This is a genomic window from Saccharothrix sp. ST-888 (genome assembly GCF_000955975.1).
Classification (GTDB): Bacteria; Actinomycetota; Actinomycetes; order Streptomycetales; family Streptomycetaceae; genus Kitasatospora.
The window spans coordinates 1-311 of sequence record NZ_JYJF01000911.1 but is presented as its reverse complement, the minus strand read 5'-3'; the positions used below and the strand labels follow the sequence as shown (position 1 = coordinate 311).

Annotated in this window: 1 protein-coding gene; it reads left to right on the top strand. The window is 75.2% G+C overall.

Features of this window, described 5'->3' with window-relative positions; translation table 11 throughout:
- Positions 1 to 17: 17 nt before the first annotated feature.
- A partial coding sequence (locus tag UK12_RS35005; RefSeq protein WP_045307258.1) for an acyltransferase domain-containing protein occupies positions 18 to 311 on the top strand: 294 nt, incomplete at its 3' end.

The following is a 311-nucleotide window of genomic DNA, read 5'->3' as shown; positions in this document are numbered from 1 at the left end:
CTGGGGCTGGGGGGAAGGTGGCGTTCGTCTTCCCGGGTCAGGGTTCGCAGTGGGCTGCGATGGCGGTGGCGTTGCTGGAGTGCTCTGCGGTGTTCGCGGCGCGGATGGGGGAGTGTGCGGCTGCGTTGGCGCCGTCCACGGACTGGTCGCTGCTGGACGTCGTGCGGGGTACGGCGGGTCAGGAGGGGGCGGAGCGGGTGGCCGGCGTTCAGCCGGTGCTGCGGGCGGTGAGGGTGTCGGGGGCGGCGGGCTGGGACCGGGCGGGCGGGTGCGCGGGGGGCGTGGTGGGGCATTTGCAGGGTGAGGTCGCG